This window comes from Gordonia jinhuaensis, assembly GCF_014639795.1.
GTDB lineage: Bacteria > Actinomycetota > Actinomycetes > Mycobacteriales > Mycobacteriaceae > Gordonia_B > Gordonia_B jinhuaensis.
Genome location: NZ_BMGC01000018.1, coordinates 19,540 through 40,491, shown reverse-complemented (window position 1 = coordinate 40,491; position 20,952 = coordinate 19,540). Strand labels below are relative to the sequence as shown.

Sequence of the window (20,952 nt, the reverse complement as noted above, 5' to 3'; positions counted from 1 at the left end):
GTCATGCCGCGCGTGTCGCAGCCCGGGCAGGCGACACTCCGTCACCGTAGACGAGCTCCCCGACACCTCGTCGGTGACCGCTGACACGTCGACCCGGAACTGAATGCATGCACCGATGTGCAGCGATATCGACGCAGGAGTGGATACGGTGAACACGTGAGCCGACCCCACGAATACGTGATCAATTCTGTCGACACGCTCCTGTCCGACGCACTGCGCGGGTTCGTCGCCGACCACAGCGACATCGCCTGGGAACGCAATCCGGGATTCCTCCACCGCCGCACGCGGCCGAACACCAAGAACGTCGCGGTCATCTCCGGCGGCGGTTCGGGTCATGAGCCGATGCATGCGGAGATGATCGGCGCGGGGATGCTCGACGCCGTGTGCCCGGGACTGGTGTTCACTTCGCCCAACGCGCTGCAGATCGTCGCGGCCACCCGCTGGGCCGACGCGGGCGCCGGGGTGGTGCATGTGGTGAAGAACTACACCGGCGACGTGATGAACTTCCGCATCGCGCGCCATCTGCTCGACGACGAGGTCAACACCGACAAAGTCCTCGTCGACGACGACGTCTCCACCGAATCGGAGTCCGGCCCGGGGCGACGCGGCACAGCCGCCACGATTATCGTCGAGAAGATCTGCGGTGCGGCGGCAGCGCGCGGCGACGACCTGGCGCGGGTCGCCGAGCTGGGCAGGCGCACCGCGGCGAACGCCCGCAGCATCGCCGTCGCCTACCGCGCCTGCACCATCCCCGGCTCGTCGGCACCCACCTTCGATCTCCAACCGGGACAGATGGAGTTCGGCGTCGGCATCCACGGTGAGGCCGGTGTCGAGCGGACCGATCAGGTCCCCGCCTCCGAACTGCTCGAGCGGATGGTCGACCGTGTGGCAGATGCGATGGAACTCGCCGAGGGCGAGGAGGTCATCTGTCTGATCAACGGCCTCGGGTCGGCGCATCCGCTGGAGCTCTACCTGGCCTTCGGCGAGGCCGTGGCCGCGCTGAAGCGGCGCAACATCACTGTGGTGCGATCGATGGTCGGCGAGTTCGTCACCGCACTGGACATGGATGGCTTCTCGCTCACGCTGGTGCGGACCGACGACGAACTCCTCACACTGTTCGACGCGCCGACAACCGCGCCGGGCTGGCCCCGCGACATCAACCGCTCCCCCGCCGAAATCGTCGATACCTCGGTGGTCAACCCCGACGACTCCGCCGACGAAGGTGACGAGTCCCCGTGGCTGACCGCTTTCGTCCAGCGTGTGCAGGAGTCGATCGACGACCTCACCGAACTCGACCAGCGTGCTGGCGACGGCGACTTCGGCACGAATATGCGTTCAGCACTCGGGCATTTCGATCTGCCGCTGCGCGGCTCGGACACCGACGTGCTCACCGCGATCAGCCGGTCGTACTTCGTACGGTCGGGCGGTACGTCGGGTGCGGTCTTCGGCGCGATGTTCCAGAAGTTGTCGGAAGCATTCGCCGATGAGGAGGATTTCGAGTCGGCACTGCGCAGCGGCACCATCGCCGCCCTCCAGGAAATCCAGGATCTCGGCGGTGCACAGGTCGGCGACAACACCGTCGTCGACTCACTCAGTCCTGCTGCCGACGCACTGCGCGACGGAGCCTCGCTGGAGGAGGTCGCGCGCAAAGCCGCCGACGGTGCCGAGTCGACCCGCGACACCACCGCGTCGAAAGGCCGCGCGAGCTACGTGGGCGAGAACGCCCGCGGGGTGGTGGATCCGGGAGCACTGGTCGTGTCGTGGCTGTACGCCGCGGCAGCCGACGACGCTTCGTGACGCACTCCTGACGCATACGCCTCTCAGAACCCACAGATCACAGGCGTCCCGTACCGCAGAAACCTCGCGCAGACTCCACGCGGCGACAAAACCGGTTCACCGGTTCGTCGACGTGGCCCAGAGCGAGTGAGGAATGACTCCATGAACAACAACATCAACCCGGCTTTCGTTGTGATCGACGCCCTGATCCTCGGCGGCTCACTGCTCGAGTCACCGCTCGAGCTGCCCACCACCCTGCTGCCGAGCGTCGTCGAGGGCCTGCAGAGCCTGGGCAGCAGCTTCGGAAGCTGACCCACCCCCACCGCGCGTCGATCAACCGAACGACAGCCGCGGTCACCAACTCTTTACTCGCGCTTTTCCACTGCTAGGGTCCGATACGGACATCGCACCCGACAGTGGAGATCTACCTGATGAGCATGCGTGTTGACCCCACCGAGCTGCGTGGCGCCGCAACCAGCTTCAATGGCTTCGCCGGCGACATCCGAGGCATCGCACCCGTCACCGCGTCTCCGACGACATCTGGCATGGAGTGGTCTGACACTGCAAAGGCGCTCGGGCCCGTCGACGACACGTGTAAGCGTGCTCTCGACGTACTGGCGAATCGGATGTCCTCCATCGAAGATCTCCTCAACAAGTCGGCTGCCGACTATCGCGACACCGACACCGACGCTGCCGACAAGCTCAAGTCTCTGGGTGGCCTCGCACCTGAGGTGAAGTAGAACAGTGGTCAGACCCACGTGGAGCCAAGTACAAGCGGCCAACGCGAACGGCCTCTATTCGGCGTCGAACAGCGTCAAGCCCTCGGTGACCACCACCGACAAGACGGCACAATCCGTTCGTTCCACCATCGAGAACTTGGACTGGTCCGGCACCGCCCACGAGGCGGCGATCTCTCGAGCCGACAGTGAGCGCAAGGAGATGCTCCGCGTCTCCGACGCGTTTGAGGCACTGCAGAAGGCATTGTCGAACGGTGCCGCGCACCTACCCGAGCTGATCACCAGCGTGCGCAATCTCGGTCATCAGGTCGAAGACAACATGTTCAGCATCGCAGACGATTACACGGTCACCGACGACTACAACTACGCGCTCGCCCTCGTCATCGCCGACGGGAACAAGGCGACGATCAAGCAGATCAACGACCTCAAAGCCAAACGTGCACGTGAGGCAAAGGAAGCTGCGGCGGACTTGACTCGCAAAGCGACAGCGCTCGGGGATGAGGACAACGCGGTCGCCCAAGCCATCAACTCCGCACTCGCCGAGTTGGGAACGGCTGCACCACAATCGAGTTTGTACAAGGGTGCGTCAGCCAAAGACGACCTTCGTGCGATGGCGAACGGCAAAGCATCGCCCGAGCAACGTGCGCGACTGCGGGACGCCTGGACACTCACCGACGATCAGAAGTCGGCACTCGCCAACGGCAAGCCGGTGACACTGGCCCCTGGGCAGATGGAGTACCTGAAATCACTGTCCCACTCGCTCGATGACATGCCGGCAAGCGAGATCGCGAAACTGGGAGAGGGTCACGATCATGACTCTGTGCAACGCGGCGTAGCCGACACCATGCGCATGGTCTCGACCGCAGGCATCAAGGATTCGAGCGGTCACGGCGGATCGATGGACAATCTTCCCACGCGCGTTCAGACACTGCTCAAAGAAGACCCGGTGGTGAAGACGTCGAAGGATGTCGGAACGCTTTTCAATCCTGAGACGAAAGACCAGTTCGGGGTTTCACATACGAGCGATTTCAACGCACTCGCGTCGATTCTCGACAAGGGTTCTCCCGGTACCGCAAGCGGGGCTTTCGTCGACAAAGGCATGCTCAGACAGTCCACAGCCATCGCTCAACTGGCTGACAAACCGTACGACGAGCTCACCAACTTCCGTGGCGAACTCAACAGCACCGCAAGCCATATGCTGTCCGCTGCGAGCAAAGATCACGTCGCTGTCCATGACGTTCTGACCGGTGTCAACATGGATCAGACGATGGATGGCGGACACTTCGACAGCAATGCCAATCTCAAGACCATGCTCACCCACGAGTGGGGCAGCAACGATCAAGGCGTGAAAGACGTACTGGCGTCGGTCGGATCGGATGCTCACAATGGCGCCGGCTTCATGCGAGATGAAGCAGGCCAGTCGGCCAGCGCCATCGCTCATCACATCGCCGCGAATCAGAACGACTACCTCAACATCCCCGGACAGAACAATGACTCGATCGGAAAGGTGAATCCCGGTATCACCCAGGAACTTTCAAAGACCCTGTCACCGTATATCGGCAGCATGGCACAGGTCGGAGACGATTACACCGGAACAAGCGGCTTCACTCCATTTACCGGAAACAAGGAGATGTCTGCCGTCTTCTCTGTGATAGACAGCAATGACGAGGCCGCAAAATACTTCAACCACGCCGCATTCGCAGACGTGCAAGACATCGACCACATGGTCGGCGCCGACCCCGAGCATCACACCTCGATAGTCGGGAACGCTGCTCATATCGCCTATGCAGCCCAAACGGGAATCGACCAGACGGCCGCCGACCATGACCACGACTCGGCTGCGGCGCACGCCGGGAAGGCCAGGCTCATCAACCTGATCTCGGATACGACAGTCGGCAATGTCCCCGGACTCGGTGGTACCGCTAGTGCTGCACTCGATTACAACTCCGACGACATAGCAAGCAGCCTCTTCGGCGTCACACAGCCGTCTGATGGAGGCCCGATGTCGACCGAAGTCCACGAGGACGCGCTTCTGCAGCGTCAGTACTACGAGGTGTTCAAGAGCGGGGTGGAGTCGGGGACGATCGACCCGACCGATCCCAAGCTCGCCCAGTGGGTAGATGAGAATGGCGTGCCCGTTCCATTCGAGTCCGTGACGGGAATGGATCACGCCGGCCAGAACTACAACGCGTTCAAAGACACGCTCGATGACGCCGACGTCCTGCCGATGAGCCGAATCTCGGATAATTGGGAAGAAGGCTCGAAGGACGACTGGGCGCGATGACAAAGCGATTCGCGACGATGCTGGCAGCGACCTCCCTACTCGGGGTCTGCGCGATGACGGCATGCTCAACACCCTCAACACCTACGCCGAGTAGCTCGTCGGCGGCGATCACCAGCAACATCAACGGCCCCTATCAGCTTCCCGACAACATCGGGACCACCTTCCGCTGGACCGCCGCACCCGGCATCGACCTACTCTCCCCGATCGCAGTCGTCACGCGCGCATTCATCGAATCCGACTACATCAAAACCATCAGCCAATTTCGCGGGGCCTACCCGGGCTGGTACCGAGTCGTAGCAGGCCAACCGAGATTCATGGAATCCGCTACACGTTATGTCGCCCCGGTCAATGGCACTGTCTATCACCGTTTACAGAAGGTGCAGCGGCTTCCCCACAACGAATGGTCCACGGTTGCGTGTACCTACAAATACGACGCGACAACCACTCGACAACCAGATGGCAGGTTTCTTGCCCTGAGGCACTCCTCATACTCGACCGAAATCCTGTGGCGCCAAACCTCGGATTCGAAGATCGACTACCGCGCTGTGGGACAGGGAACCGCACGCTACCCCGTCACCGACGTCTTCACCGGATGGACAGTCATCCGGTCGGCGCCCCAACATATCGAAGACATTTCGGCGGCTGAAGCATGCCGAGATCCCCGCAACGATCCCGCACCATACGGCACACACCGCACCGAAGAAACCTATGTCGACCAACCTGCCGAAGCCCTACCCCCATACCCCGGCTGGGCACGAGCAGGAGACTGAGAAGTGAAGCACGGTACCGAGGATTCCGTACTTACAATCGTTCGTGCACTTCGCGTTCCGCGCTGCCGCACAGATGTCCCTGACGACAGCTCAACGGACGATTGGGTGCGATGACAAGGCGATTCGCGACGACGCTCGCAGCAACCTCCCTACTCGGGGTCTGCGCGATGACGGCATGCTCAACACCCTCAACACCCGCGCCGAGCAGCTCCTCCGCACGGGTCACCAGCAACATCAACGGCCCCTACCAGCTTCCCGACAACATCGGGACCACCTTCCGCTGGACCTCCGCGCCCGGCATCGACCTACTCTCCCCGATCGCAGTCGTCACGCGCGCATTCATCGAATCCGACTACATCAAGACCATCAGCCAATTCCGAGGGGCCTACCCGGGCTGGTATCGAGTCGTGGCCGGCCCACCCGGCTTCATGGAATCCGCAACACCCGGGACTGTGACGGTCGACGGCACCGTCTACCACCGACTACAGAAGGCACAAAGGCTTCGCCACAACGAATGGACGACAGTCACCTGCACGTATCCCGATGAGGCGACAACCACTCGACAACCAGACGGCAAGTAAGTCGCACTCAGCCAGTACACATACTCGACCGAAATCCTGTGGCGCCAAACCTCGGAATCGAAGATCGACTACCGCGCTATAGGACAAGGCCCCGCCCGCTACCCCGTCACCGACGTCTTCACCGGATGGACAGTCGTACGTTCCGCTCCACACCACGGCGAAGACCGTGCAGCGGCCGAAGCATGCCGAGATCCCCGCAACGATCCCGCACCCTATGGCAAGGACCGCACCCAAGACACCTATGTCGACCAACCTGCCGAAGCCCTCCCCCCATACCCCGGCTGGGCACGAGCGGGAGACTGAGGAGTGATCTCATGAACTCAGACCTCGAGAAGCTGCCATCCGACATCATTCGGGCCCTTCACACCCCGAAATCACAGACACCCGAGCTCTATCGTGACGATGCAGACGAGCCGCCCACGACCGTGAAGGACCGCCCGATCGCGGGCGCTCACCTCACCGACGACGAATACGACGTGGAGACCCACTACCTGGGTCGCTACCAATCCCTCGATGAAGAGGTTGACGAATGGGTGGACACCCACGACGGCCGACCCGTGCCTGACGACGTTCTCGCCGACATCCTGGCCAACCACCGCGCCCACCTGAAGAGCCTCGGAATGTCCCGATGACGTCACTGCGACCTTCCTCCAGCACCCCCACCTCATTCCTGCTGCGCGGCGATGATGCCCGAGGGAAATCGTTGTGCAGGAGCCGTGTGGATCACTGGCTAGACTCCCCACGTGTCCGATCGCAAGCCATCTGAAGCCGACGGCGCCATGCCCGCGGATGTCGGGGCCGCGCTGCGACGAGCCCGCAAGGATCGCGGCCTCACGCTCGTCCAGCTCGCCGAGCGATCCGGAGTGTCCCAACCATTTCTCAGCAGAGTCGAAAACGGTTCTGCGACACCCAGCGTCGCGCGGCTGTACTCGATCGCCGAAGCGCTGGGCGTCAGTGTCGGAAGCCTGCTCGGCGACCAGCCGCCCACCGGCGAACCATCGGTCACCCGGTCTGGCGCCGCACGCACACTCGCCCACAGCGACAACACGTCGGTCGGCGACTCACTGGTGCTCACCGACCCCACCAGCGGCACCCTGCTGACCGGACTGCTACACACCATGCGGCCGGGTCACCTCTCCGGCGACACATTCACCCATGCCGGCGAAGACCTTCTTCATGTCATCTCAGGCCATGTCGGCGTTCGCATCGGCGAACAGACCTACTACCTGGGACCCGGCGACTCCATCCATCACTCCGGCGAACTGCCGCACACCTTCGTCGACTCGCCCGACACCGCCGACGACGAGACGATTCGTGTCCTCATCGTCACCGCGTCGGGCCATCCGACCTCCCCTCAGCAGCATTGATCTGCCTCCCGCCCGGAGTCACTGCGACCGCTGCGAGCTTTAACATCGCGGTAACACCTGCGAGTATGCATATTGGTTATATTTGATGCAGACCCCCAAACATGCACATCGCAGAGGAGCCTGATGAACGCCATCCCCGTCATCGACATCAGCACCATCGACACACCCCAGGGCCGCAAGCAGGCCGCGGCCGCGATCTACGACGCGATCGTCGACGCCGGGTTCTTCCAGATCGTCGGACACGGTGTTCCGATGGAGTTGATCGATCGCGCGTATGCCATGTACGACAACCTCTTCGACCGTCCCGACGAGTACAAGGAGGCGCTCGAATCACCTAACGGCAATCCGTTCCGGGGCTATTTCCGCGCCGAACGCGCTGCGAACGCCGGCTCGCGCGTCGAGAGTTATGAGATCGCGAGCATCGCAACCCCTGAGGAAGCTCAGGGGCTGGGCATCGACCCGGCGTTCACCGACTTCTTCGAACCCTGGACCTGGCCCGACATCGACGGCTTCGCCGACACCCTGCTGGAGCTGCGGGATCGGACGCGTGGTGTCGGAGCGACCGTGATGTCGCTGTTCGCAACGGCTTTGGGCCTTCCTGACAACTACTTCACCCGTTACGTCGCTACCGACGGATCGAACTTCATGTGTCGGTATTACTCCACCACCAGTGCGGTCACCGACCAGAACGTCCTGCTCGATGAACACCAGGACAGCGGGATGCTGACCGTACTGCACCAGCGCGGCACATACGAAGGGCTGCAAGTACTCTGCCGCGACGGCGAACGCATCACCGTGCCGGTCCGCGACGACGCCTACGTGATCAATGTCGGGCGCCTGATGACCCGGTGGACCAACGACCTGTTCCCGTCGACCCCGCATCGCGTGATCGACGCCCCCACTGCCGACGATTTCCGGCGCTCGATCGTGCTGTTCTACATGCCCTCTCCCGATGCGGTGATCACCCCGATCGCACGCTGTGTCGGCGCCGACGGCCCGCACTATGAGCCGATCACCCCATACGAGGCGCAGAAGATCCCGGCCAAGGAACTACAGGAGTACGGCAACTGACCTCGAGAAGTACTGTGGTTCAGTCGTTCTCGTCGGCGCGCATCAGCACGATCTTGCCTATCGTCGATCCACTCTCGGATCGACGATGGGCGTCGCGCAGAGTGTCCACGGTGAATTCGTCGTAGACGGTGGTCGCCGTCGACTGCAGGTGTCCGGCGTCGACCATCCTCGCGACCTCATCGAGGATTCGGTGCTGGCTGTCGTCCTCGGGCAGATACAGCGGCTTGGTGAACATGAACTCCCACAGCCAGCTCTGGCTCTTCTGCTTGAGCGGCATCGTGTCCAGACCCTCCGGATCATCGATGGCGACCACCTGCCCGTGCACGCCCAGAATGCGCGCATAGCTCTCCACATTGCCCGCCGAGTGCGACGAGAAGACGGCCGAGACCCCGTCGGGAGCCAACGGCGGTACCGCGTCGCGCAATTGCCGGTGATCGACCACCTCGTCGGCACCCATCGAGCGCACCCAACTCTCCGACACGTCGCGAGATGCGGTGGCGATCACCGTCATCGCGGTGAGTCGACGCGCGAGCTGGATCACCATCGAGCCGACACCGCCGGCGCCTCCCACCACGACGAGCGTGCCGTTGCCTGCCTTGTCGAGATGCAGCCGATCGAACAGGCACTCCCATGCAGTCAGAGTGGTCAGCGGCAGTGCCGCGGCCGAGCAGAAACTCAACGACGACGGCTTGTGGCCGACGATGCGTTCGTCGACCAACTGCAGTCGCGCATTGCTGCCGGGACGGTTGATCGCACCGGCGTAGTACACCGCGTCACCGACCGCGAACCTGCTCACCTCACTGCCGACGGCGACGACCACGCCCGCCGCGTCGTAGCCGAGCACCTTGGGCGCCTCGAAACCGTCGAAGCTCGCACGCGTCTTGACGTCGACCGGATTGACCGACACGGCATGAACCTCGACCAGCAGGTCGTGAGGACCGGGATCGCCGACGCTGATCTCCACTTCGGCGAAGGACCGATCCGCGTCGACCGGTCCGGGGGCGAGTGAGGCGATTGCCGATGCTGTGTGAGCCATGAACTTCACGGTAATCATCAGACCGCCGATGCGCCGTGGGCCGGACACCGGAAAGCACGTATTGCGAATGATGCGAAATCGAGGAGGTGACACCGGGTCGACGACGCGTCGACCGGTCGGCATTCGACGGTATTGTCCTGCGCCACAGCAGTTGACGAGTTACCGACCGCCTCACATATATGCCCGTGGTCCATGGACATGAACCCCCGTCGCATGCGATTGTCTCTTCAGTCCCATACGCCACACCGCTGCCATCACGGGTAGGTGGCCATCACGGGTAACAAATGAAGGAGTGCAACCTTGGCCGCCCTGTCCCACCGCGTCAACCGGTTGCGCATCGTGGTCGCGGCACTGGCGGTCACCGCGGCGGCGGCAGCGGCTACTCCCGGCATCGCCTCGGCCGCACCAGTGGCCACGCCGGCCGCCGCCCGCGCCAACACGACGGCGATCGACGCTGCGGTGTCTGTGATCTTCGGCCTCCTCGACTCCGCGGGCAGCACCAGGCTCGAGAATCAGCTTGCTCAGGACCTTGTCGCCCAGCCGGTGCAGATCCTGCGAGCGGCCGGGGTCGATCAGATCGCTCTGCAGATCGCCAAACAACTGCTGACACAACTGCGCAAGGTCGACAAGGGCTCAGACACCACGCTCGAGAACGACGTCCGCGACCTGATTCGCGCACTCGCCGTCCTGCGCTGAGTTCTGTCGCACCGATACTTGTCCCGCCCACCAGACGTGCGTCCCCCCGCACGACAACAGGGCCTGTCCTCCACAAGAGGACAGGCCCTGTTTCGTATCACTCGATCACGCTGCGTGGCAGAGTGATCGGCCGACGACGAGGGTCTCCTTGTCGGGGCTGACGTCGACCGGCACGACATCTCCGTCGTGGATCTTGCCTGCCAGCAACTCCTTTGCCAGGGCGTCGCCGATCGACTTCTGCACCAGCCTGCGCAGCGGGCGAGCACCGTAAGCCGGTTCGTAGCCGCGCTCGGCGAGCCAGGTCTTGGCCTCGTCGGTGACCTCGAGGTCGAGGCGGCGTTGCGCCAGACGGCTCTTGAGCTGTCCGAGCTGGATGTCGACGATCGACACGAGCTGTTCGGGGCTCAGCGGGTCGAAGATCACCACGTCGTCGAGACGGTTGATGAACTCCGGCTTGAAGGCCGAACGCACCGCCATCATCACCTGGTCCTTGTCGCCACCGGCGCCGAGGTTCGAGGTGAGGATCAGGATCGTGTTACGGAAGTCCACGGTACGACCCTGCCCGTCGGTCAGACGGCCCTCATCGAGCACCTGGAGCAGCACGTCGAACACATCCGGGTGAGCCTTCTCCACCTCGTCGAACAGCACCACCGTGTAGGGGCGGCGTCGAACCGCTTCAGTGAGCTGTCCGCCCGCCTCATATCCGACGTACCCCGGAGGAGCACCGACAAGCCGTGCCACCGAATGCTTCTCGCCGTATTCGCTCATGTCGATACGGACCATGGCGTGTTCGTCGTCGAAGAGGAACTCCGCAAGCGCCTTGGCGAGCTCGGTCTTGCCCACACCGGTCGGTCCGAGGAACAGGAACGATCCCAGCGGACGATTCGGGTCGGCGACGCCGGCACGCGCACGGCGTACAGCATCGGAGACGGCCTCCACGGCTTCGTGCTGGCCGATGACCCGGGAACCGAGTTCGTCTTCCATCCGAAGCAGTTTCGCCGATTCACCCTCGAGCATGCGGCCGGCCGGAACGCCGGTCCACGCCGAGACCACCTCGGCGACCTCGTCGGGGGTGACCTCCTCCTTGAGCATTACGTCGCCGTCGGCAGGATCGGCACCGCTCTTCTCGATCGCGGCCTCGTACTGCTTCTCCAGTGCGGGAATCCGCCCGTACCGCAACTCGGCGGCACGACCCAGATCGCCGTCACGTTCGGCGCGTTCAGCTTCTCCGCGCAGGCTTTCCAGCTCTTCTTGGAGTTCGCGAACGGAGTCGATGGCACCCTTCTCGCTCTGCCAGCGCGCGGTCAGCTCGTTGAGCTTCTCGCGGTGGTCGGCGAGTTCGCCGCGCAGCTTCTCCAGACGCTCCTTCGAGGCTGCGTCGGTCTCCTTCTGCAGTGCGAGTTCCTCGACCTCCAGGCGACGCACGATGCGCTCCTGCTCGTCGATCTCCACCGGGCGAGAGTCGATCTCCATCCGAAGCCGCGACGCGGCCTCGTCGACGAGGTCGATCGCCTTGTCGGGGAGGAATCGAGACGTGATGTAGCGATCCGACAGTGACGCGGCAGCGACCAGCGCCGAGTCGGTGATCCGCACGCCGTGATGCACCTCGTAGCGCTCCTTGAGTCCACGCAGGATGCCCACGGTGTCCTCCACCGACGGTTCGCCGACGTAGACCTGCTGGAAGCGGCGCTCGAGGGCGGCGTCCTTCTCGATGTACTGGCGGTACTCCTCCAAGGTGGTCGCGCCCACCAGACGCAGCTCACCGCGGGCGAGCATCGGCTTGATCATGTTGCCGGCGTCCATCGCCGACTCACCGGTCGCACCGGCGCCCACGATGGTGTGCAGCTCGTCGATGAAGGTGATGATCTGGCCGTCGGAGTTCTTGATCTCGTCGAGAACAGCCTTCAGGCGCTCCTCGAACTCGCCGCGGTACTTCGCACCCGCGACCATCGAACCGAGGTCGAGGGAGATGACGGTCTTGCCGCGCAACGACTCCGGGACGTCGCCGGCCACCACGCGCTGGGCCAGGCCCTCCACGATGGCGGTCTTGCCGACGCCGGGTTCGCCGATGAGCACCGGGTTGTTCTTGGTACGACGGCTCAGCACCTGCACCACACGACGGATCTCGGTGTCACGGCCGATCACCGGATCGAGTTTGCCCTCGCGAGCACGGGCGGTGAGGTCGGTCGAGTACTTCTCGAGCGCCTGATACGTCGCCTCGGGATCGGCGTTGGTCACGCGGGCGGTGCCGCGAACCTTGACGAATGCCTCCTGCAGCGCCTGCGGTGTGGCGCCGACGTTGGCCAGCAACTTGGCGACGTCGGAGTCGCCTTCGGCCAGACCGACCACCAGATGCTCGGTCGAGACGAACTGGTCGTCGAGCGTGGTGGCCAATTTCTGTGCGGCGGTGACCGCCGCGATGGACTCACGCGAGAGCTGCGGGGTGGAGCTGGCGCCGGAGGCCTTGGGCATCCGATCGACGAGCGCCTGCGCCTGAGCGCGAACGGTCGACGGTTCCACACCCACTGCCTTGAGCAGCGGCGATGCGATCCCGTCGGACTGATCGAGCAGGGCGACCAGAATGTGCGCCGGCCGGACGTCCGGGTTCCCCGCGGCGGCAGCATCCTGCATGGCCGAAGCCAGCGCAGCCTGCGCCTTGGTCGTGGGGTTGAAGCTATCCACTTCGCGGACCCTTTCTGTTCAGTACCACTAAGTCTTCATGGTCCCCGGCTCTCGATATCAACAGAGAGCCGAGGTCAGGCACGGTGTTCGCACCTGTCACAGGGTGTAACACCATCAGACTTGAGTCTGTTCCGCTCAGGGTAATGAATCTGCAGAAATTTCTCCAGCAGAGTTGAGTCTTGTGGACTCATGTGGGTCCTGGCTCCGCCAGACATACACCGCCGGGCATACACAGGCGGGGTGGCGGCCCGATTCCGGGCGCTCAGCTCCGCTGATACACGCGCACCGCGGCGTCGGCGACGATGCGGGCGGTGTCACAGTCATGAGCAGTGGACTGAATCGTCTCCACCATGGGCTGAGGGGATTCGTTGCTCAAGAACGGAATGAGCACCGAATCATTGACCTTCACGTAGGAGTTGATCTCGCACAGAGTTGCCACCCCGCTCGGCGGAACCACCCGGGAGTCCACCCCGCGAATCGTTTCCCACATCGGATTCATCAGCCCGGGTGGAGCCCCGGGATCCGCCGGAAGATGCACGGTGACATCTTTGTCCTGGTACCACAGCGACACCCCGATCCGATCGGAGTCGTCCCTGCGGTATCCGTCTGTCCAGATGTCGCATTCACTCAGCGCCGTCGAGGCTCGATGAGTACTGCCGTCCGTACCGAACGACATATGGGGATAACGCCATTTCAGCAGCGTCGAGATCGCACACGGATCCATCCGCGCGAGCTGAAAATTCACCACGTGCGTCGATGTGGCGCGCAATGGACGGGTCGTGAAGAGCGGCAACGAGGCCGCCACGATCTTCTTCAGACTCGGGCAGTGGTCGACCTGAGTCGGCGTGCTGTCACTGTCGAACATGTTGTAGTCGTCGGATTCATAGAAGAAGAGTCCGCGCTCGCCCTGATAGGGAATGGCTGCCGAACATGACGTTCCTCCACCATTGAAATTCGAATCGGCAAGGGCCGGCACATCTGCGTCGTCCAGTTGCACATCGGGGCTCACCGAGATCGACGCGATCCGCTCACGATTCTTGGTGGGATCGATCTTGACCTCGCACTCACTGGGCTTCTGATCTGTGCCGACCCATGTCGGCGGCGACAGAACGGCACCGACGGCGCGGAGGTCGATGAACCCACACGGATCGAGTTCGCGCACCTTGGCAAAGGATGCCGTTTCCGCTTCGTCCGGCCCTGGTATGCCGAGGACGCCCGAACGCAAGGCAGGGGCCGCCTGCCCGTGGACGACCTCACTGCAGCCGGCGAGTGTTATCACTGCGATCAGTACGGCGAGGATCGCCGCGCACCGTCCACCCACACGACCCTCCGTATACGACACGGCGGAGACGATATCAGCTGAACAGAGCGCCAAAATCCCACGTCGAGCGCTCGAATGACAGCGTGTCAGTCGCCCACGAAGCCGCGCAGCGGGAGTACGCCGCCGCGGTCAAGGACACCCGCCGACCCCCCGGGGCAGCCCAGAAACTGTTCCTAGGAACGATCCTTCCCAGGAAAGAACTCTTCCTGTTGCCTGCACCGGAGCACGCCCACAGTGGATGAGGAAGGGGCAGTGGCCAACGATGGCCAACGCCGCGACCCGACAGACACCCACGAGGAGGGCCAACCGTGGCAACCGACAGCATCGAGCACATCACCTTCCGCAACCCGGACATGTACTGGGACATCGCGGCCGACATCTATTTCCCGCCGAACTTCAACACGTCGACGACGTATCCGGCGATCGTCACCGCACACCCCATCGGCAGCTGCAAGGAGCAGACGTCGGGCAACATCTATGGCACCGCGTTGGCCGATGCGGGCTATGTGGTCATCGCCTTCGACGCCAGCTTCCAGGGCGCCAGCGGCGGCACACCCCGCTTCCGTGAGGATCCCGCGCAGCGTGTCGAGGACTTCCGCCGCGTGGTCGATCACCTGGTGACACTGCCCTATGTCGACGCCGACAGGATCGGTGTGCTCGGCATCTGCGGCGGTGGCGGATACACCCTCAACGCTGCGATGACCGAGAAGCGGTTCAAGGCCGTCGTGTCGATCACCGGTGTCAACTACGGCCGGATGATGCGGGAGAACCAGGGCTCGGCCGACGGTGTTGTCGCAGCTCTGCGGGCCATCGACGCCCAGCGCACGAAGGAGGCGCGCGGCGCTGACTCCGCGGCCACCACTCTGCTGCCCGACAGTGCCGAGGCCGCGGCTCAGATCGGCGACATCGACATCGTGGAGGCCTACGACTACTACCGGACACCGCGCGGCCAGTCGGCGAACGGCTGCGTACTGTTCGACACCGCGCACAATGCCGCAGCATTCGGGTGGGACGCATTCCATCTGGCCGAGGAACTGCTCACCCAGCCGCTGCTCGTGGTGGTCGGAGACAAGCCGGGCGCCTTCGGCGCCTACCGCGACGGTCACGAGATCATCGACCGGGCCGCATCCAAGGACAAGCGGCTACTCGAGCTCACGGGCGTCTCCCACTACGACCTGTACGACCAGCCCAAGGGCGCCGGCGAGGCATTGAAGACGGTCATCCCGTTCTTCGCCGACCACCTGTGACCACAGCGCCCGGTACCGGCGACGACTTACTCTGACGTCATGCCGGCAACCACCTCCGAGGCTCAGCTCAAGGAACTCGGCGCGTTCCTACGAACGCGTCGAGGTGAGCTGACCCCACGCGACGCGGGGCTGCCCGATCACGATCGTCGGCGTCGGGTGAGCGGGCTGCGTCGAGAGGAGGTCGCCGCGCTCGCCTCGATCAGCACGGACTACTACACCCGGATCGAACAGGGGCGTCTCGCTCCGTCGGCCCCTGTTCTCGCGGCATTGATCAACGCGTTGCGTCTGGACCCCGACCAGGCGGAGTATCTCGACGAGCTCGCCAATCGCGCCGGCCACCAACCGGTCTCCACTTCGGTGCCGCGCACCACGTCGAAAATCAGACCGCAGGTGCGACGAATCGTGGATCGCCTCACCGACACTCCCGCGATCGTGCTCGGGCCCCGCATGCAGATACTCGCCTGGAACCCGTTGGCGGCCAAGGTCTATGTGGACTTCAACGAACTCGGCGGCCACGGGCTCAACTTCGTCCGGCTGGTGTTCGTGGATCCGCGCATGCGTGAGCTCTTCGTCGATTGGCAGGCCGTTGCGCGGTCCTGCGTGTCGATCCTGCGGCGAGAAGCCGTCACCAATCCGGGCGACCCGGCACTGGCAGCGCTGGTCGGTGAGCTGACGATCGCCGATCGCCAGTTCGGCCAGTGGTGGTCGGCGCGCAACGTCGCCAGACAGGACTTCGGCACGAAAGTCCTCAACCACACACAGGTCGGCGAGCTCACTCTGGACTGGGAGATCTTCCGGTACGCCGGAGCACCCGAACAGCAGTTGGTCCTCAATATCGCCGAAGAAGGCTCGGCCACCGAAGAGCGCTTACGCGAGCTGATGCGCTGACCTGCCCGCCGTGACCAACTTGTTAGATCCCCTAAGGAATTAATCCCTCGCACCCGCCGTTGTGCCATCAGTAACGGGACAGGTCAACGGCGACCTCAAACGCACACAGCGAGTGAGAGGACTCTCCGATGGCCGATCTCGGAACCGAAAACAGTGCCGCTCTGGTTCTCGGTGGAGGTGGACTCACCGGGATCGCATGGATGGTCGGCCTGCTTCGCGGCCTCGAGCACGCCGGTGCACATTTGCGCGACTCCCGGACACTCATCGGCACCTCGGCCGGATCGGTGGTGGCCGCACAGTTGGCCAGCAACACCTCACTGGAGATGCTGTTCCGCTGGCAGCTCGAGGGACGCACCCACGAGATCGCCGGGCCGCGCGGCGGCTTCAAGCGGATGATCAGCACCGTCCGCTCGGCCCCGGACAACCACGCCGCGATGCTGGCCGCCGGGCAGCTCGGCCTGGGCATGGGATTCCGCAACGCACACGACCGACACCGCGTGATCGAGAGCCGACTCCCGCAACGCCGCTGGCCGATCGACCGCGATCTGCGCATCGTGGCTGTGGACGCCGACTCCGGAGAGCGCGTGGTGTTCGACGCAGCCGGACCCGCGGGCCTGCTCGAGGCCGTGGAGGCCTCGGCGGCTGTCCCCGGTGTGTGGCCGGTGGTACCCATCGACGGTCGCCGCTACATCGACGGCGGCACCTGGTCGCCGACCAACGCCGATCTGATCACCGACATCGAACCCGAGAGTGCCGTGGTGATCGCGCCGATGCCCGGCGCCATGCGGCCGGGAACCAGTGCGCACGAACAGGTGTCAGCGTTGACCATTCCGACGCAACTGATCGTCCCCGACGAACAGAGCCGCAAGGCCATGGGACGCAACGCACTCGACCCCGCCCGCCAGGCGAGGGCAGCCCGCGCCGGATATCAGCAGGCCATCACCGAGGCCGCCTGGCTCAAGCCGCTGGTGGAGTTGTGACTCATACCGTCACGAACCACCGGTCCGTAGACGGTGCCGCATAACCCAGACACGTTGCAGCACAGGCATAGACGACATTCCCGTCAAAGCGCCAGAACATCACCTGACACGGTAACAGTCGTCACGCCACGGCGTATACGTAGATTATGAATCCATTCTTTGCTGTAGTTGACGGAGTTCTGGTCGTACTGACTGTGCTCGCATCCCCGTTCGATGCGGTGATGGGTTTGATCCCGAGCATCGCCGAAGGCATCGGCCAGCTCCAGTCGACATACTCAGGCTGACCGCCTCTCGACTTCTCCACCCCACTCGACCCCGCAGTTCGGGTTCGCCCCCGATCACTCGGTGGCGGTGAAGTCTCCAGCCGCTTGCCGTCCGGCCGCCTCCCCCGCGTGTGCGACGACCTCACCGATCAGAGTCGAGGCGTTACTCACGCCGCACCCGGCGAGCACGACGCCGACCATCGACATCGCCACGTCGAGGTCGATGGCAGGCTGTGGTATCACCCGGACCATGTCCGCGCCACCTATCAGCATCGACGTCAGCGTCAGCGCGGCCGTCCCACTGGGTACACCGGCGCTGCGCTCCCCCACCTGTAGCGCCGCGTCGAACATCTCCTGATAGGTGTGCTGCCACCACGCAACGCCGCCCGTCGCCGGGAGTCCGGGCACCGCGGGGCCGAAGGCGATCGAGTTGCCCGCCGCCATCAGAGGGTCAGCCAAGTGCACGGAGACCACGTTGTAGAGGAAATCGATCAGCTGACGGACACCGCATTGGGGATATCGGGCCTGCGAAGCAGCCAACAACGCCTGGAGAGTGGCCGCCTGACGCTCGAGCAGGGCTGCGGCGATGTCACTCTTCGCCGGGTAGTGGTACGCGAGCGCGCCTTTGGTCACGTTGCGTCGGGCCGCGATCGCCGACAGTGACGCGCCCGCATAGCCGGTACCGAGAATCTCCTCTGCCGCTGCACGAAGGAGAAGCTCCCTCGTACCGTCACCCTGGTGCCCCGATGTCACCACGACAGGTTAGAACCCTTGTGGCACTGGGAATTTATACGCTCGTCTAGCGATAGGAAGGCCGATCGGATGCCGTTGTCTCGTTGTTCGAACATGGCAGTCGCCCGATTCACTCAGATGCGCGACACGGCCGGCAGACCACGCAAAGACGGCCTCGTCCACGAGAGTCGTTGACTGCCAAGCCAAGACGCACAAAACGGACACTTTTCGATTGAAGGGAACATCAAAACCGTTCGCGTGAAGCAACTTTGTGCCACCGCGACCCCTGACATCGCCGACCGTTGCAACACCGCGCCACGCGAGCATCTTCATGTGACTGAAGTCACATCGTACAGATGTCCGACGACGAAATTTTCCCACTCTGCGGGATGAGAGGCCGAGGTCCCGCAGCCCGGCCGCAGGCGAGGAGCGCGCCGGGGACCACGCTCACGGTCACAACCGGAAACCAGTTGCCATAATGGCGGAGTGAGCGCGCCGGGAACGACCCCTACCCCCCAGCCGATCCTGTCCCCGATGACCGAGGCCGCGATCTTTCTCGTGGTCACGGTCGACTCGGGCGCAGAAGACGTGGTCGCCGAGACGCTGCCGGATTTCACCGGCCTGGTGCGATCGGTAGCCTCACGCTCGGTCGAGGCCCACCTCACCTGCGTGGTCGGCATCGGCTCGGCCCTGTGGGATCGACTGTTCTCCGGCCCGCGCCCCGACGGTCTGCATCCGTTCATCCCGCTCGCCGGCGACATCCACACCGCCCCATCCACTCCGGGCGACATGCTCTTTCACATCCGCGGCGGACGTATGGACGTGTGCTTCGAGATGGCCACACAGCTGATGTCGGCATTCGGCGACGGTGTCCGAGTGGTCGACGAGGTGCATGGATTCCGGTACTTCGACATGCGCGACATCATCGGATTCGTCGACGGCACCGAGAATCCGGACGGACCCGCGGCCACGGTGGCGGTCTCGATCACCGACGAACCCGACTTCGTCGGCGGCAGCTACGTGATCGTGCAGAAGTATCTGCACGACATGGATGCATGGAACGCGCTGTCGACCGAGGAGCAGGAGAATGCGATCGGGCGGTCGAAGTGGGACAACATCGAGCAGGATGACGACACCAAACCCACCAACTCGCACACCGCACTGACCGTGATCGAGGATGAGAACGGCGTGCAACAACAGATCATGCGTGACAACATGCCGTTCGGCCGGGTGGGCAGCGACGAATTCGGCACCTACTTTATCGGATACGCGGCGCATCCCTCTGTCACCGAGGAGATGCTGACCAACATGTTCATCGGCAAACCTCCGGGTAACCACGACCGCATCCTGGACTTCTCGACCGCGGTCACCGGCGGACTGTTTTTCGTGCCCTCCGTCGAATTCCTCGACGATCCACCGCTTCTCGACGATGAATCGGCGACCGATCAGACGACCGCCGAGCCAGACGAGTCACATCGCGACGCCGATCCGAGCGCTGCGGTGACCCCGTCCACCCCGAGCGACCCAGGCGACGGATCCCTGGGGATCGGCGCACTGAAACCGCGCTGACCGACCCACTGACTGCCACCGCGCGTACCCACCACCGCACTTCCTCGACCGTCACACCCGACTCCTCCGGAGGGACACGATGAACAACCTGCACCGCCAACTCGCCCCCATCTCCGATGCGGCATGGTCCGAGATCGAGGAAGAGGCGAAGCGCTCGTTCCGCCGGAACATCGCCGGGCGTCGGGTGGTCGATGTGACAGGACCGGTCGGGCTCGACGTCGCCGCCGTGACCACCGGTCATCGCGCCCCCATCGACGCTCCCGGTGAGGGCATCACCGCCTCGATGCGACTGTCTCAGCCGCTGATCGAATTCAAGATCCCCTTCACCGTGAGCCGCGCGGCCATCGACGACGTCGATCGCGGCTCCAAGGACTCCGACTGGGACCCGGTGATCGCCGCGGCGCGTGCCGCCGCGCTTGCCGAGGACCGTGCGGTCTTCGAGAGCTTCGCCGCCGGTGACATCGGCGGCGTGCGCGATCACGTACAGGCCGAACCGATAGCTCTGCCCGCCGACGTGCGCGAATACCCCGAGGCGTTCAGCCACGCACTGTCCACCCTTCGTCTGGCCTCGGTGAACGGACCGTACTCGTTCGTCCTCGCGGCCGACGTCTACTCCCTGGTCAACGAGACCTCCAACCACGGCTACCCGGTGCGCGAACATCTGCAGCGACTCATCGGCGACGGCGACATAGTGTGGGCACCCGCCATCGACGGAGCCTTCGTGATCAGCACCCGCGGCGGCGACTACGAGCTGACCATCGGCCAGGACCTGTCGATCGGCTACGACTGGCACGACGCGACGAACGTGGGCCTGTACTTCCAGGAGTCGTTCACCTTCCAGGTGTTCACCGGCGAAGCGGCAGTGGCCCTCACCTACGACGGCTCCGCCACAGGGCTGGACTGAACCCGAGCACCGTCGGCGATCCCGACCCACCGTAGGGTGGCTGTCCGG

At 63.9% G+C, this 20,952-nt stretch carries 20 protein-coding genes; 16 read left to right on the top strand and 4 right to left on the bottom strand.

Annotated features, from left to right (window positions below):
* Positions 1–156 precede the first annotated feature (156 nt).
* From IEW22_RS12670 to IEW22_RS12630, 9 genes are all read left to right on the top strand, one after another.
* The gene (locus tag IEW22_RS12670; RefSeq protein ID WP_188586978.1) at positions 157–1,797 is read left to right on the top strand and encodes a dihydroxyacetone kinase family protein; all 1,641 of its coding nucleotides are present in this window, start codon (positions 157–159) and stop codon (positions 1,795–1,797) included.
* A 141-nt stretch (positions 1,798–1,938) separates the two neighbouring features.
* The gene (locus IEW22_RS12665) at positions 1,939–2,088 is read left to right on the top strand and encodes a hypothetical protein (RefSeq protein ID WP_188586977.1); all 150 of its coding nucleotides are present in this window, start codon (positions 1,939–1,941) and stop codon (positions 2,086–2,088) included.
* 119 nt (positions 2,089–2,207) lie between these two features.
* Complete coding sequence (locus IEW22_RS12660; protein WP_188586976.1) at positions 2,208–2,516, top strand: type VII secretion target; 309 nt, start codon at positions 2,208–2,210, stop codon at positions 2,514–2,516.
* Positions 2,517–2,601: 85 nt separating this feature from the next.
* Positions 2,602–4,797: a TPR repeat region-containing protein gene (locus tag IEW22_RS12655; protein ID WP_188586975.1), complete on the top strand. Its 2,196-nt coding sequence runs from the start codon at positions 2,602–2,604 to the stop codon at positions 4,795–4,797.
* The gene (locus IEW22_RS12650; protein ID WP_188586974.1) at positions 4,794–5,567 is read left to right on the top strand and encodes a hypothetical protein; all 774 of its coding nucleotides are present in this window, start codon (positions 4,794–4,796) and stop codon (positions 5,565–5,567) included. Before IEW22_RS12655 ends, IEW22_RS12650 begins: the two co-directional genes overlap by 4 nt.
* A gap of 110 nt (positions 5,568–5,677) precedes the next feature.
* Complete coding sequence (locus IEW22_RS12645; RefSeq protein WP_188586973.1) at positions 5,678–6,148, top strand: hypothetical protein; 471 nt, start codon at positions 5,678–5,680, stop codon at positions 6,146–6,148.
* A 314-nt stretch (positions 6,149–6,462) separates the two neighbouring features.
* Positions 6,463–6,780, top strand: a complete 318-nt coding sequence (locus IEW22_RS12640; RefSeq protein ID WP_188586972.1) for a hypothetical protein — start codon at positions 6,463–6,465, stop codon at positions 6,778–6,780.
* A gap of 111 nt (positions 6,781–6,891) precedes the next feature.
* Positions 6,892–7,515, top strand: a complete 624-nt coding sequence (locus IEW22_RS12635) for a helix-turn-helix domain-containing protein (protein WP_188586971.1) — start codon at positions 6,892–6,894, stop codon at positions 7,513–7,515.
* A 123-nt stretch (positions 7,516–7,638) separates the two neighbouring features.
* Positions 7,639–8,586 carry an isopenicillin N synthase family dioxygenase gene (locus tag IEW22_RS12630; RefSeq protein WP_188586970.1) on the top strand — a complete coding sequence of 316 codons (948 nt, stop codon included), beginning with the start codon at positions 7,639–7,641 and terminating at the stop codon, positions 8,584–8,586.
* 19 nt (positions 8,587–8,605) lie between these two features.
* Here the strand turns inward: IEW22_RS12630 and IEW22_RS12625 are convergent, their stop codons facing one another.
* Positions 8,606–9,622: a zinc-binding alcohol dehydrogenase family protein gene (locus IEW22_RS12625; RefSeq protein WP_188586969.1), complete on the bottom strand. Its 1,017-nt coding sequence runs from the start codon at positions 9,620–9,622 to the stop codon at positions 8,606–8,608.
* A 300-nt stretch (positions 9,623–9,922) separates the two neighbouring features.
* Here IEW22_RS12625 and IEW22_RS12620 point away from each other — a divergent pair, with 300 nt between their 5' ends.
* Positions 9,923–10,318, top strand: coding sequence for a hypothetical protein (locus IEW22_RS12620; RefSeq protein ID WP_188586968.1), 396 nt, complete (start codon positions 9,923–9,925; stop codon positions 10,316–10,318).
* A gap of 105 nt (positions 10,319–10,423) precedes the next feature.
* Here IEW22_RS12620 and clpB read toward each other — a convergent pair whose 3' ends face one another.
* Together clpB and IEW22_RS12610 are read right to left on the bottom strand one after the other, a co-directional pair.
* Positions 10,424–13,000, bottom strand: coding sequence for an ATP-dependent chaperone ClpB (gene clpB / locus IEW22_RS12615; protein WP_188586967.1), 2,577 nt, complete (start codon positions 12,998–13,000; stop codon positions 10,424–10,426).
* A 262-nt stretch (positions 13,001–13,262) separates the two neighbouring features.
* Positions 13,263–14,342, bottom strand: coding sequence for a hypothetical protein (locus IEW22_RS12610; protein ID WP_188586966.1), 1,080 nt, complete (start codon positions 14,340–14,342; stop codon positions 13,263–13,265).
* Positions 14,343–14,404: 62 nt separating this feature from the next.
* Here IEW22_RS12610 and IEW22_RS12605 point away from each other — a divergent pair, with 62 nt between their 5' ends.
* From IEW22_RS12605 to IEW22_RS12590, 4 genes are all read left to right on the top strand, one after another.
* Positions 14,405–14,563: a hypothetical protein gene (locus tag IEW22_RS12605; protein ID WP_188586965.1), complete on the top strand. Its 159-nt coding sequence runs from the start codon at positions 14,405–14,407 to the stop codon at positions 14,561–14,563.
* Positions 14,564–14,629: 66 nt separating this feature from the next.
* Positions 14,630–15,568: an alpha/beta hydrolase gene (locus tag IEW22_RS12600; RefSeq protein WP_229742591.1), complete on the top strand. Its 939-nt coding sequence runs from the start codon at positions 14,630–14,632 to the stop codon at positions 15,566–15,568.
* Positions 15,569–15,607: 39 nt separating this feature from the next.
* Positions 15,608–16,456 carry a helix-turn-helix domain-containing protein gene (locus tag IEW22_RS12595; protein ID WP_188586964.1) on the top strand — a complete coding sequence of 283 codons (849 nt, stop codon included), beginning with the start codon at positions 15,608–15,610 and terminating at the stop codon, positions 16,454–16,456.
* Between the two features lie 128 nt (positions 16,457–16,584).
* Positions 16,585–17,436 carry a patatin-like phospholipase family protein gene (locus tag IEW22_RS12590; RefSeq protein WP_188586963.1) on the top strand — a complete coding sequence of 284 codons (852 nt, stop codon included), beginning with the start codon at positions 16,585–16,587 and terminating at the stop codon, positions 17,434–17,436.
* A gap of 338 nt (positions 17,437–17,774) precedes the next feature.
* Here IEW22_RS12590 and IEW22_RS12585 read toward each other — a convergent pair whose 3' ends face one another.
* On the bottom strand, positions 17,775–18,452 hold the full coding sequence (locus IEW22_RS12585; protein WP_188586962.1) for a TetR/AcrR family transcriptional regulator: 678 nt from the start codon (positions 18,450–18,452) through the stop codon (positions 17,775–17,777).
* Between the two features lie 465 nt (positions 18,453–18,917).
* Between IEW22_RS12585 and IEW22_RS12580 the strand changes: the two genes are divergently transcribed.
* Together IEW22_RS12580 and IEW22_RS12575 are read left to right on the top strand one after the other, a co-directional pair.
* Positions 18,918–20,000 (top strand): Dyp-type peroxidase, encoded by a 1,083-nt coding sequence (locus tag IEW22_RS12580; protein WP_268235484.1) that lies wholly within the window; start codon positions 18,918–18,920, stop codon positions 19,998–20,000.
* Between the two features lie 79 nt (positions 20,001–20,079).
* Positions 20,080–20,904, top strand: a complete 825-nt coding sequence (locus IEW22_RS12575; RefSeq protein WP_188586960.1) for a family 1 encapsulin nanocompartment shell protein — start codon at positions 20,080–20,082, stop codon at positions 20,902–20,904.
* Positions 20,905–20,952: the final 48 nt, after the last annotated feature.

What these genes read in the sequence shown, in the direction of transcription:
- IEW22_RS12665 (WP_188586977.1), top strand. Translation starts at nt 1,939, where the DNA reads ATGAACAACAACATCAACCCGGCTTTCGTTGTGATCGACGCCCTGATC.
- IEW22_RS12660 (WP_188586976.1), top strand. Translation starts at nt 2,208, where the DNA reads ATGAGCATGCGTGTTGACCCCACCGAGCTGCGTGGCGCCGCAACCAGC.
- IEW22_RS12650 (WP_188586974.1), top strand. Translation starts at nt 4,794, where the DNA reads ATGACAAAGCGATTCGCGACGATGCTGGCAGCGACCTCCCTACTCGGG.
- IEW22_RS12645 (WP_188586973.1), top strand. Translation starts at nt 5,678, where the DNA reads ATGACAAGGCGATTCGCGACGACGCTCGCAGCAACCTCCCTACTCGGG.
- IEW22_RS12640 (WP_188586972.1), top strand. Translation starts at nt 6,463, where the DNA reads ATGAACTCAGACCTCGAGAAGCTGCCATCCGACATCATTCGGGCCCTT.
- IEW22_RS12630 (WP_188586970.1), top strand. Translation starts at nt 7,639, where the DNA reads ATGAACGCCATCCCCGTCATCGACATCAGCACCATCGACACACCCCAG.
- IEW22_RS12625 (WP_188586969.1), bottom strand. Translation starts at nt 9,622, where the DNA reads ATGGCTCACACAGCATCGGCAATCGCCTCACTCGCCCCCGGACCGGTC.
- IEW22_RS12595 (WP_188586964.1), top strand. Translation starts at nt 15,608, where the DNA reads ATGCCGGCAACCACCTCCGAGGCTCAGCTCAAGGAACTCGGCGCGTTC.
- IEW22_RS12590 (WP_188586963.1), top strand. Translation starts at nt 16,585, where the DNA reads ATGGCCGATCTCGGAACCGAAAACAGTGCCGCTCTGGTTCTCGGTGGA.
- IEW22_RS12575 (WP_188586960.1), top strand. Translation starts at nt 20,080, where the DNA reads ATGAACAACCTGCACCGCCAACTCGCCCCCATCTCCGATGCGGCATGG.